Source organism: Tsukamurella serpentis (genome assembly GCF_054780975.1).
The window spans coordinates 215,052-226,503 of record NZ_BAAGVH010000003.1; the positions used below are offsets into that span (position 1 = coordinate 215,052).

Here is an 11,452-nt window from a genome sequence, read left to right on the forward strand (position 1 = left end):
CCCGTCGGTTCAGGTGAACGGCGCGATCTCCACCCCGGCACCGTCGAGCACCTGACGGACCCGGCGCGCCACCTGCACCGCCTGCGGATTGTCGCCGTGCACGCACACCGACTCCGGTGCCAGCTGCACCCGCGTCCCGTCGATGGCCTCGACGGTGCCGCCGACCACCATCTGCAGCACCCGGTCGGCGATCCGGTCGGGATCGTGCAGAACCGCGCCGGGCCGGCTGCGGGGGACCAGTGCACCGTCGGGCAGATAGGCGCGATCGGCGAAGGCCTCCCGGACCACGCGCACGCCGCGCTCCTGCGCGATCCGCAGCAACTGCGAGCCGGGCGGGCCGAGGACGGGCAGGCCGGGAGCGCAGGCGAGGACGGCGTCGACGACGGCGCGGGCCTGCACCGCGTCGCCGACGACGCGGTTGTACAGGGCGCCGTGCGGTTTGAGGTACGTGACGCCGGTGCCGGCGGATCGGGCGATCGCCTGGAGCGCACCGATCTGGTAGATCACATCGGCGGTGAGATCCTCCGCCGGAAGGTCGAGGTTGCGGCGGCCGAATCCGCGCAGGTCCGGGTATCCGACCTGGGCTCCGATCCGCACGCCCCGGGCCGCGGCGGCGGTGGCGGTGGCCCGCAGTGTGGTCGGATCGCCGGCGTGGAAACCGCAGGCGACGTTCGCCGAGGTCACCACGGCGAGCAGGGCCTCGTCGTCGCCCAGGCGCCAGGCGCCGAAGGATTCGCCGCAATCGGCGTTCAGATCCACCACGTGATCGGTCACAGGTGCGAGGTTAGTGCGGATGCAGGCAGTGGTGGTCGGGGTGGCCCGGGGGCTGCTTCGCAGCGGCGACGGTGCCGCGGCGCCCGCGCTGGCCGATCACCCGGCAGGCCAGGTAGATCACGAACGAGATGGACGTGACGAACACCGACACCGGCAGTGCCGGGGCCAGCGAGACGATGATCCCGCCGACCGCGGACACCAGCGCGAACAGCAGCGACAGCGCGGTCGCCTTGCCGGGGGAACTGGTGACCCTGGCGGCCGCCGCGGCCGGGGTGATCAGCAGGCTCATCACCAGCAGGGCACCCACGATCTGCACGCCCTGCGCCGCTGCGGCACCGACCAGCATCGCGAAGACCACCGACAGCGTCTTGACCGGAACCCCGTGCGCGGCCGCGACGTCCGGATCGGTGGACATGAACAACAGCGGCCGGTAGATCAGGGCCACGATCGCCAGCACCACCACGGTGGTGATCGCCATCAACGTCACCCCGTTGAGGCCGACGGCCACCACCTGTCCGGTGAGCAGTGCGAACGCGGTGCCCTGGCGGCCCGGGTAGAGCGCGAGGAAGAGCACCGACAGGCCCAGCCCGAAGGCCATGATCACGCCGATCACCGAGTCGCGTTCGCGGGCGTACACCCCGAGCAGTCCGAACAGTAGGCCCGCGACCAGCGCCCCGAGCAGCGCGCCGGCCCCCACGTTGAACCCGACGAGCAGGGCGAAGGCGGCGCCGGTCAGTGACAGTTCGGAGGTGCCGTGCACGCTGAACGCCATCTGCCGGGACACGATCAGCGGGCCGAGCACTCCGGCCAGGACGCCGAGGAGCCCGGCGGCGAGCAGTGCCTGCTGGACGAAGGGCTGCTGCAGCAGCTCCCAGGTGAGGCCGAAGTCGGTGATCTCGCGCAGGTGGTCCATCAGGACTCGCCCCCCACCACGACCAGGCGATCCCGAACGTGCAGCACGTCGACAGGGGTGCGGTAGAGCCGGGTGAGCCGCTCCGAGGTCATCACCTCCGCAGTCGGGCCGACCTCGAACCGGCCGTCCACCAGGTACAGCACCCGATCGCAGTAGGGCAGCACCGGGTTGATCTCGTGAGTGACGAACAGCACCGCGGTGCGGTGTTCGCGGCGGCGGCGCTCGATCAGCGAGACCGCGAGCTGCTGGTGGCCGGGGTCGAGTGAGAGCAGCGGTTCATCGCACAGCAGGATCGTCGGGTCCGAGGCGAGGGCTTGGGCCACCCGCAACCGCTGCTGCTCCCCGCCGGACAGTGAGCCGATGGGGGCGTCGGCGAAGGGCGCCGCGTCCACCTGAGCGAGGGCGGCGTTCACCGCGGCGCGTCGCGCGGCCCGGTTGCGTAGTCCGATGCCCCAGGCGGCACCGTCGAAGCCGAGGCCGACGAGGTCGCGCCCGCGCAGCGGAACGGCGCCGTCGAGCGCGCGTTGCTGCGGGATGTAGCCGATCCGCCCGCGCACGTCGACGGTGCCGGAGGAGAGCTCGGCCTGTCCGAGCAGGATGCGCAGCAGTGAGGTCTTACCGGCGCCGTTGGGCCCGAGGACGGCGATGAACTCGCCGCTGCGGATGTCGAGGTCGAGGCCGTCCCAGAGGGTGCGGTCGCCGTAGCGCAGGGACGCCTCGCGCAGCGAGATGACGGTGCCGGTCACGGCTGCCGCTTGAACGCGGTGGCCAGCCGCTCGACGGTCTCGGACTGCCAGGTGACGTAGTCGTCGACGCCGGCGGGCATGGACTCGGTGACCTTGACCACCGGGATCGAGGCGGCTTCGGCGGTCTTGGCCAGGTTGGTGGTCACCGGGTTCTCGGTCTGCGAGTTCAGCACCACCGCGCGCACCCGCTTCTCGGTGACCAGCGTGTTCGCGGCGGCGATGTCGGCGGGGGCCGGGTCGGTGCCGGACTCGATCGCGGCTGTGTACCGAGCCGGCGCGGCGTCGATCAGACCGGACAGGGACAGCAGGTAGCCGGCCACGGGTTCGGTGGCCACGACCTTCGCTGCGGGGTTGGCGCGGCCGATGGCTCGGGCCTGTGCGATCACGCCGTCGAGCCTAGCGCCGAACTTCTTGGCGCGATCGTCGTAATCGGCGCGACGCGCGGTGTCCCGGTCGCCGAGCGCGGAGGCGATCGCGGTCGCGACCTTCGCCATGGTGGGCAGGTCGTAGAAGACGTGCTCGTTCTCGCCCTTGGGCTCCTGCAGGGAGACGGCGTCGACCTTCGCGGCGGTGGCGCCCTCGGCGGCCTTCTCCATGTAGGCGTCGTAGTGGCCGCCGTTGAAGACCAGCACAGAGGCCTTCTTGACCTTGAGGGTGTCCTGCGCCGACGGTTCGAACTCGTGCGGGTCGCCGGTGGGGTTGGCGAACAGGGAGGTCACGTTCGCATCGTCGCCGGCGACCGCCTTGGCGATCGCTCCGTAGACGTCGGTGGACGCCACGATCGAGGGCCTGCCGTTGTCGCCGGAGGTGCCGGTACCGCAGGCGGACAGCGCGAGGGTGGCGACGACGACGGTGCCGACGGCCTGCGCCAGGCGGGTGCGGATGCGCACGGGGACTCCTAACAACGGAAATGAAAACCGTTGTCAAGATTACCGTGGGGTGGCTGCCCGCGCCAATCGGACGGGGTGTGAGTCCGGCCTCCGTCCGCGCCCCCGTGGATCGCGTGATTACCGGGCGACGTGCGGCATGAGGGCGTCGGGCGGGATGGTGCCGAACTTGCCGGCGTTGTAGTCCTCCAGCGCTTCGATGAGATCGGCGCGGGTGTTCATCACGAACGGCCCGTACTGCGCGACCGGCTCCCGGATCGGGCGGCCGCCGAGGATCAGTACCTCCATCGCCGGACGGTTCGAGTCCTGCGAGTCGTCGGCGGCCACGGTGATCCGGTCGCCGGCGCCGAGTTGTGCGAGCTGTCCCTGGTGGATGGGGTGTCCCGCCGGTCCCACGGTGCCGCGCCCGCTGAGCACGTACACCAGTGCGTTGAAGTCGCGGTTCCACGGAAGTGAGACCTCGGCGCCCGGCGCGACCGTGGTGTGTACGAAGTTGATCGGAGTGCGCGTGGAGCCCGGTCCGGAGTGACCGTCGACGTCGCCGGCGACGATCCGGACGAGTGCGCCGCCGTCGGCGGACGAGACGAGCGTGGTCTGCCCGCCTTCCAGGTTCTGGTACGCGGGCGTGGTGAACTTCTCCGACTTCGGCAGGTTCACCCACAGCTGGATGCCGTGGAAGGTGCCGCCGGATTCGACCAGTTCGGCGGGTGGGGTCTCGATGTGCAGGATGCCCGATCCGGCGGTCATCCACTGGGTCGCACCGTCGGTGATCAATCCGCCGCCGCCGTGGCTGTCCTGATGCTGGAACAGGCCGTCGATCATGTACGTCACGGTCTCGAAGCCGCGGTGCGGATGCCAATCGGTACCCCGGGGTTCGCCCGGCTGGTACTCGACCTCACCCATCTGGTCCATGTGCACGAACGGGTCCAGCTCGCTCGGGTGGACTCCCGCGAAGGCGCGGACCACCGGGAAGCCCTCGCCCTCGTATCCGCGGGGTCCGGTGGTGATCCTGCGTACCGGTCGGTCGGTCTCGTCCGGGCGTGCCGGAGAGATGCGGGGCAGGGTCAGGGTGTCGGCGGTGATGGCGGGCATGTCGTCCTCCTGGTGTCGGCTGGTGACATTGACGCTCAGCATAACCGGACCGAGGTCCGATTAATTCCCGTGAGGGCAGGAAGGCCGCAGCGATAGTGTCGACGGCGTGACTCGCGCATGTGGCATCGTCGTCTCACCCGACGGCACGGAGATCTTCTACACCGATCGCACCGACGGCGCGGACCCGTCAGCAGCTGCGTTCCTGCTGGTCCACGGCTGGTCGGCGAGTTCCGACTCCTGGGGTTCGCCGCTGATCGACGCACTCACCTCCGCCGGACACCGGGTGGTCACCGTCGACAACCGCGGCCACGGACGCAGCTCGGTCCCGACCTCGTCGGACCCCTATTCGACGGTGCGTTTCGCCGACGACCTCGCCGCCGTCCGCGGCGCCCTCGGCCTGCACCAGGTGATCCCGGTGGGCTGGTCGTACGGCGGTCTGATCATCGCCGACCACCTCGCCGTCCACGGCACCGACGGTGTCCGGGCAGTCGGCCTGATCGGTGCCATCACCTCGATCGGTGCCGGGCCGGACGGCCCGCTGCCCGGCGGCGCGATCGGACCGTCGATGGCCGAAGCGCTGCCCGCTGCGCTGTCCGAGCATCCCGCGAAGGCGATCACCGCGCTGGCGAAGCTGCGCATGCTGCCGCACGGTTTCGATAAGCAGGCGCTCGGGCCGATCGCTCAGCAGCAGTTCGGGATCGCGCTGGCCACGCCGCCCAGCGTGCGCGCGGGACTGTTCCGGCGCACCGTCGACCACGACCAGGACCTGGCCCGGTGGACCTTCCCGGTGCTCATCCAACACGGCCGTGACGACGAGGTGGTGGCGCCGTCTGCCGCCGAGCACCACGCGCGGATCCTTCCCGAGCCGACGCTGTCCTGGTGGGACGGTGGCGGACACGCCCCCTTCGTGGTGGACCCGGCCCGCAGCGCCCGGGAGTTGCTGGCGCTGGCGGGTTAAGCTGGGCGACGTGCCTACTGGTAAGTCCGCGGCAGCCGCGCCGCGCCGGGTCGCGGTGCTCTCGGTGCACACCTCGCCGCTGGCCCAGCCCGGCACCGGCGACGCGGGCGGGATGAACGTCTACATCTGGCAGACCTCGCTGGAACTGGTCGCCCGCGGCATCGAGGTGGAGATCTTCACCCGCGCCACCAGTTCCCTGGACGCGCCGATCGTCGAGGCAGCCCCCGGAATCCGGGTACGCAACGTGGTCGCCGGACCGTTCGAGGGCCTGGACAAGACCGATCTGCCGGCGCAGCTGTGCGCTTTCGCCGCGGGCGTGCAGCGCGCCGAGGCCCGCGAGGAACCCGGCTACTTCGATCTGATCCACTCCCACTACTGGCTCTCCGGCCAGGTCGGATGGCTCGCCCGCGATCGCTGGGGGGTGCCGCTGGTGCACACCGCGCACACTCTCGCGGCGGTGAAGAACAATGCGCTCGCCGTGGGCGACACCGCCGAGCCGCAGGCCCGGATCATCGGCGAGCAGCAGGTTTCGGACGAGGCGGACCGCCTGATCGTCAACACCGAGGTCGAGGCCCGGCAACTGGAGGCGATCCACGGGGTCTCCGGGAACCGTATCGACGTGGTGCATCCCGGTGCCGACCTGCGCGTCTACACCCCCGGTGACGGTGCGGCCGCCCGCGCCGAGCTCGGTATCGCCGCCGACGAGCTGGTGCTCACCTTCGTCGGACGGATACAACCGCACAAGGCGCCCGATCTGCTGCTGCGTGCTGCGGCCCCGTTGATCCGCGCGCATCCCGAACGGCGCATCCGGCTGCTGGTGGTCGGTGGACCGTCGGGCACCGGCCTGGAGCGCCCGGACGCGTTGATGGCGCTGGCCCGCGAACTCGGCATCGAATCAGCCGTCACCTTCGGGCCTCCCCGGCCGCCGTCCGGGCTGGCCGAGGTCTACCGCGCCTCCGATCTGGTGGTGGTGCCCAGCTACTCCGAGTCCTTCGGCCTGGTCGCCGTCGAGGCGCAGGCCTGTGGCACACCCGTGCTGGCGGCCAACGTCGGCGGGCTGTCGGTCGCCGTCGCCGACGGTGTCTCCGGCCGCCTGGTCTCCGGGCACGCCCCGTCCGCCTGGACCACCGCACTCGACGAACTCACCGCTGACCCGGGGCTGCGCACCCGCCTGGCCGACGGTGCAGCCGCGCACACCCGGCAGTTCTCCTGGGCGGGGACCGCGGACGGCCTGCTGACCAGTTATGCGAAGGCGATCGAGGCCCGCAAAGGCGCGGCACTGGCGGTTCGCCGGCGTCGCAGAGTAGGAGTGAGGGCGTGACCCCGGAACAGATCGAAGCAGCGCTGACCGACCGTGAGCTGGAGTTCACCCGCCGTGGGGAAGCGGGTAAGGACGTCGCTCACTTCGTCATCGACCTGCCCGGTGAGAAGAAGCTCAAGACCACCATGCTGCTGACGCTGGGCCGGCACGGTGCGCAGGTGGAGGCCTTCGTCTGCCGGCATGTGGACGAGAACTTCGCCGGGGTCTACCGCTACCTGCTGCAACGCAACCGCAGGCTGTACGGGGTGGCGTACACGCTGGACCGGGCCGGCGACATCTACCTCTCCGGCCGGTTCGCCGAACTCACCGAGGAAGAACTCGATCGCGTGCTGGGCCAGGTGCTCGAAGCGGCCGACGGCGATTTCAACACCCTGCTCGAACTCGGATTCTCCACCGCGATCCGGCGCGAATTCGATTGGCGCGTCTCGCGCGGCGAGCCGTTGTGGAATCTCAAGCCCTTCGAGCACCTGCTGCCGGACTTCCCGGACCCGCCCGCGCAGTGACCCGCTGTGCGCTGACCCTATGGTGGGGTGATGCAGCGCAAAGGGGTGTGGATAGGGCTCGGTCTGATCGTCGCGGCGATCGTGGTGCCCCTGGTGCTGGTGCTCACGCTGGTGATGCCGCAGTTCCGGATCGACGAACGCGTGGTCCCGGTCGACGGTTCCCCGCATTCGGTGACCCTCCCGTCCGGTACCGAGTACGCGCTGCTCGCCGAGACCCGGACCACCTCCGGCACGCCGTCGTGCCTGGTGATCGGGGAGGACGGTGCGCCCATTCCGCTGCGCGCGACCTCCGGTTCGGTGACGGTGAACAACCTGATGGTGCTGCGCACCTTCGACACCGGCGACGGTGAGGTGGTGGTGACCTGCCAGCCGGCTCCCGGTTACACCGAGGTGGCGCTCGGTAGGTACCCGAAGATGGCTCTGCTGTTGACCGGGATCTTCGGGGCCTTCGGTTTCGCGCTCGTCTTCGGCGGTCTCGGTGTGACTCTGCTGGTGCTCGCCCTGGTGCGGCGGAAACGGTAGCGGTGGATTCCCGGCGGCTGGGATTCGCGGCACTAGCGGGGCTCGCCGCCGCGATGGGGCTGGGCCGGTTCGTCTACACCCCGATCCTGCCGTTGATGCAGGAGCAGACGGCGATGTCGCCCGGGTCGACGGCGGTGGTCGCCACGGTGAACTACCTCGGGTACTTCCTGGGTGCGCTTGCGCTCGCGGTGTTCCCGCAGTTGGCGCGCAGTTCCGTGTTGCTGCGGGTCTCGCTGGTAGGGCTGGTCGCCAGTGAGATCGCGATGGTCGTGGTGATCGACGTGCCGGTGTGGTCGGTGGCCCGGCTGATCGCCGGGCTGGCCAGTGCGGTGGTCTTCGTCTACTGCGCGGGTGCGGTCGCCGGGACGCGCGCCGCTGGGATCGCCTTCTGCGGGGTCGGTGTGGGCATCGTCGCCTCCGGATTGCTGGTGGTCGGTCTCGGTGAGCTGGTCGGCTGGCGCACCCTCTGGTGGGTGGCGGCACTGGTCACCGCACTGTTCGGGCTGCTCGCCTGGAACCTTCCACCTGGGCGGCCGGCCCCTGTCGTCCGATCGGCCCCGGACCGACCGGTGCGGACGCGGCGGCCGGGGATCGCCGGGTGGGCGCTCGGCGGCAGCTACTTCCTGGAGGGACTCGGGTACATCGTGCTCGGCACCTTCCTGGTGGCCGCGATCGCGGTGGGAGGCCGGTCGTGGGAGGGGCCGGCGGCGTGGGTCGTGGTGGGGTGCGCCGCGGCCGCGTCCCCGATCCTGTGGGCGCGGCTGCGGCGGTACCGGTCTGCGGAGACGCTCCTGGTGACGGCGCTGCTGCTCCAGGTGGTGTCGGCTGTTCTCCCGGCTGTGGTCGCCGGTCCGGTGGCCGGCCCCGTCGCCGCCGCGGTCTCGGCGGCGCTGTTCGGCGGCACGTTCATCGGGGCGGTGATGCTGTCGATGGAGGCTGGTGCCGCGATCGGTATCCCGCGGTCGGCGGCGGTGCTCACCGCCGGCTACGGCATCGGCCAGATCCTGGGGCCGCTGGTGGTGGCCCCCATGCTCGGCGACGGCTACGACGCTGCCTTCCTCACCGCCGGAGCGGTGCTCATGGTGTCGGCCGCACTGGCCGCCGTCGCCGGGTGGCTGCGCCGAACAGCCTGATCAGCGGCGCTGCAGCGTGCGCTGTGGCAGCCTGCTACCCGCCGCCGAGAGTGCGCTCAGCTCGGCGATGTGCTCCGGCGAGAGCTGGATCTGCGCGGCGCCGAGGTTGTCCGCGAGATGGTCACGGCGGGTCGTTCCGGGGATCGGCACCACGTCCGCGCCCTGTGCCAGAAGCCACGCCAGCGCCACCTGTGCGGCGCTCACCCGGGCGTCGTCGGTGCCGAGTTCGGCGGCGATGGCGTCGATACGGTCCACTAGACGCAGGTTCGCCTGCAGGTTCTCGCCCTGCCAGCGGGGGATCGTGGTGCGGAAATCGCCGTCGGTGAGTGCGGCGACGGTGGCCGCCCGGTCCGAGGTGAGGATGCCTCGGCCAAGTGGGCTGAACGGCACCAGCGCGGCACCGATCTCCCGCGCGGCGCGGAGCGGGCCGTCCTCGACGTCGCGGGTGAAGATGGAGTACTCCGATTGCACGGCCGCGATGGGGTGGACCGAAGCCCCACGCCGGATGTCCTCGGCGGTCGCCTCGGAGAGGCCGAGTGCCCGCACCTTCCCGGCAGTGACCTGGCGCGCCATCGCGCCGACGGTCTCCTCGACGGGCACCTGCGGGTCGACCCGGTGCAGGTAGTACAGGTCGATCACGTCGACGCCGAGGCGCCGCAGGGATGCGTCGACGCAGCCGGCGACTCGCTCGGGGCGGCCGTCGATGCCGACCGGCCGCGCGTTCTCGTCGTTGATGAAGCCGAACTTCGTGGCCAGTACCACCGCATCGCGGCGCTCGGCGAGGAACGGTGCGAGGAACACCTCGTTGGCGCCGTTGCCGTACATGTCGGCGGTGTCGAACAGGGTGACTCCGGAGTCGGCGGCCGCGTGCAGAGTGGCGAGGGATTCGGCCGGGTCGGCGGATCCGTAGCCGTGGCTCATGCCCATGCAACCGAGTCCGATGGAGGATACTTGCAGGTCACCGATGGTGCGTGTGGGTAGCATGTCAGTCCTTCGGGGAATCGTCGGAACGGGTGGTGAGCGCGCAGTCGCCGAGGGCGCCGCCGTAGGTGGCGATCTTGTAGTCGATCACCGCGAGCGAGTAGGTCAGGTCCTCGATCCGAGCGGCGGTGCGCGCCCGGTGCGCGGTCAGCAGTGCCAGTCGCGCGGGGATGGTCGCATCGCCACCGTCGACGAGTCGTACGTACTCGGTGATGTCGGCGATCGGCATACCGGACAGGCGCAGACGAGTCAGGAAGACGACCCGGGCGATGGCCTGCGGGCCGTACCGGCGGTGTCCCGCGCCGTCCCGGTCGACGGTGACCAATCCGATCCGCTCGTAGTAGCGCAGCGTGTGCCGTGAGACGCCGACCAGCTCGGCGAGCTCCGCGACGGTCAGCGGTCCCGCGCATTCCGGCCAGGCGAGGAGGTCCTGCACATCGGGCCGGGGTCCGGCGGGACCGGACCGGGGTCGGGGTCGTTCGGCGGGGTGTCGTTCGGTGTGTGCGACCACGTGAGCCACGCTAGGCCTTCGAGCGCGCTCGAAGTCAACGACGGATCTGCCGACGGTTCCCGGTGAGTCCGGTCAGGGCTGCGGCGGGGTCCAGGGTTGGACGAAACCGAGGTCGCCCATGTCCTCTGCGGCGGCGACCAATTCGTACATGGTGGCTCCGTCGATCTGCTCGCGGACGATGTCGGCGTGGCCGGCGTGCCGGGCCACTTCCTCGATCAGGTGCAGCAGGATCCACCGGATGGACCAGCCTTCGAGGTCCTTGGGGAACCAGGGGGCCTCCGGTACCGGTGCCAGCAGGTCGAGGTCGGCGGTGTCGACGAGGGCCAGGGCCCGGTCGCCGGCGGTGTCGTACGCGGCGAGGAGTGATTCGAGGGTGTCGGTGTCGGTGAGGTCGAATCCCTCATCCGATCCGGTGTTCTCGGTGGCCGATTCCGGTGCGGCCTCGGCTCGCGAGCACCATCCGTCCAGCACCACCGTGACATGCTTGATCAGCCCGCCCACGGTGAGCGCGCTGCGTGCGGGCGCCAGCCGGATCTGCTCCTCGGTGAGGCCGAAGGCGGTGTGGCGGAGGGCATCGAGTTGCTGGACCAGGAAGCCGCGGTAGCCGGCTCGTTCGGTATCGGCGGCGGGGGCCAAGAAGGGCATGAGTGACTCCTCGAGTCGGTGGCTGCGTGCGGTCGTCAGATGCGACCGGGGTGCGGATTCAGTAGACCGCATCCCACTGACATCCACCGGATGACCACCGGATCCGTCCGGCGACGATCCGGGCGGTCTCGGTGGAAGGGCCTCTCACCTGGGACGAGACCGAGCCGTTAGGCAGTCTGAAGAATCTCGTTGATGAGTCTTGGTAAATTGCTTGCTCACAGTCGGAGTGTGAGTTAACTTAGTCTAAGTAGCTTAGTGAACAGCTACTTCGGGCCGCCCTCCGGCGGCTCGAACGGTCATTCGCGACGGTCTTGTGAATGACGCACCACGACTGGCCGCCGCGGTGCTACCGGGTCTTCCCCCTGAACCACTCGACATTCCATACCCCGAAGTCTTCGGCGACGGGTCATATCGGCAGTGAACCGGTGCGCGGCATTCCCGCGTGCTCATTCGGCGACCCATGAAG

At 70.3% G+C, this 11,452-nt stretch carries 13 protein-coding genes; 5 read left to right on the forward strand and 8 right to left on the reverse strand.

The window, feature by feature from the left end:
• Positions 1 to 9: 9 nt before the first annotated feature.
• The 5 genes from ACYVHG_RS09205 to ACYVHG_RS09225 form a co-directional block, all read right to left on the reverse strand.
• A complete protein-coding gene (locus ACYVHG_RS09205; protein WP_461167146.1) occupies positions 10 to 774 on the reverse strand; it encodes a LamB/YcsF family protein in 765 nt (254 codons plus the stop codon).
• Between the two features lie 10 nt (positions 775 to 784).
• Positions 785 to 1,687 (reverse strand): metal ABC transporter permease, encoded by a 903-nt coding sequence (locus tag ACYVHG_RS09210; RefSeq protein ID WP_461167147.1) that lies wholly within the window; start codon positions 1,685 to 1,687, stop codon positions 785 to 787.
• Positions 1,687 to 2,433: a metal ABC transporter ATP-binding protein gene (locus ACYVHG_RS09215; protein WP_461167148.1), complete on the reverse strand. Its 747-nt coding sequence runs from the start codon at positions 2,431 to 2,433 to the stop codon at positions 1,687 to 1,689. The genes ACYVHG_RS09210 and ACYVHG_RS09215 overlap by 1 nt, the downstream gene beginning before the upstream one ends.
• On the reverse strand, positions 2,430 to 3,323 hold the full coding sequence (locus tag ACYVHG_RS09220; RefSeq protein WP_461167149.1) for a metal ABC transporter solute-binding protein, Zn/Mn family: 894 nt from the start codon (positions 3,321 to 3,323) through the stop codon (positions 2,430 to 2,432). The genes ACYVHG_RS09215 and ACYVHG_RS09220 overlap by 4 nt, the downstream gene beginning before the upstream one ends.
• A 117-nt stretch (positions 3,324 to 3,440) precedes the next feature.
• Positions 3,441 to 4,412 (reverse strand): pirin family protein, encoded by a 972-nt coding sequence (locus ACYVHG_RS09225; protein ID WP_461167150.1) that lies wholly within the window; start codon positions 4,410 to 4,412, stop codon positions 3,441 to 3,443.
• A gap of 106 nt (positions 4,413 to 4,518) precedes the next feature.
• Here ACYVHG_RS09225 and ACYVHG_RS09230 point away from each other — a divergent pair, with 106 nt between their 5' ends.
• The 5 genes from ACYVHG_RS09230 to ACYVHG_RS09250 are packed head-to-tail and all read left to right on the forward strand — an operon-like array spanning position 4,519 to position 8,849.
• On the forward strand, positions 4,519 to 5,370 hold the full coding sequence (locus tag ACYVHG_RS09230) for an alpha/beta fold hydrolase (protein WP_461167151.1): 852 nt from the start codon (positions 4,519 to 4,521) through the stop codon (positions 5,368 to 5,370).
• A gap of 10 nt (positions 5,371 to 5,380) precedes the next feature.
• Positions 5,381 to 6,691 carry a D-inositol-3-phosphate glycosyltransferase gene (gene mshA / locus ACYVHG_RS09235; RefSeq protein ID WP_461167152.1) on the forward strand — a complete coding sequence of 437 codons (1,311 nt, stop codon included), beginning with the start codon at positions 5,381 to 5,383 and terminating at the stop codon, positions 6,689 to 6,691.
• On the forward strand, positions 6,688 to 7,194 hold the full coding sequence (locus ACYVHG_RS09240) for a type III secretion system chaperone family protein (protein ID WP_461167153.1): 507 nt from the start codon (positions 6,688 to 6,690) through the stop codon (positions 7,192 to 7,194). Before mshA ends, ACYVHG_RS09240 begins: the two co-directional genes overlap by 4 nt.
• 30 nt (positions 7,195 to 7,224) lie before the next feature.
• A complete protein-coding gene (locus tag ACYVHG_RS09245; RefSeq protein ID WP_461167154.1) occupies positions 7,225 to 7,716 on the forward strand; it encodes a hypothetical protein in 492 nt (163 codons plus the stop codon).
• A 2-nt stretch (positions 7,717 to 7,718) separates the two neighbouring features.
• Positions 7,719 to 8,849 carry a YbfB/YjiJ family MFS transporter gene (locus tag ACYVHG_RS09250; RefSeq protein ID WP_461167155.1) on the forward strand — a complete coding sequence of 377 codons (1,131 nt, stop codon included), beginning with the start codon at positions 7,719 to 7,721 and terminating at the stop codon, positions 8,847 to 8,849.
• Here ACYVHG_RS09250 and ACYVHG_RS09255 read toward each other — a convergent pair whose 3' ends face one another.
• The 3 genes from ACYVHG_RS09255 to ACYVHG_RS09265 all read right to left on the reverse strand — a co-directional run bounded on the left by ACYVHG_RS09255 (position 8,850) and on the right by ACYVHG_RS09265 (position 10,986).
• On the reverse strand, positions 8,850 to 9,833 hold the full coding sequence (locus tag ACYVHG_RS09255) for an aldo/keto reductase (RefSeq protein ID WP_461167156.1): 984 nt from the start codon (positions 9,831 to 9,833) through the stop codon (positions 8,850 to 8,852).
• Between the two features lies 1 nt (position 9,834).
• A complete protein-coding gene (locus ACYVHG_RS09260) occupies positions 9,835 to 10,341 on the reverse strand; it encodes a MerR family transcriptional regulator (protein WP_461167157.1) in 507 nt (168 codons plus the stop codon).
• 72 nt (positions 10,342 to 10,413) lie between these two features.
• Complete coding sequence (locus tag ACYVHG_RS09265; RefSeq protein WP_461167158.1) at positions 10,414 to 10,986, reverse strand: DinB family protein; 573 nt, start codon at positions 10,984 to 10,986, stop codon at positions 10,414 to 10,416.
• Positions 10,987 to 11,452: the final 466 nt, after the last annotated feature.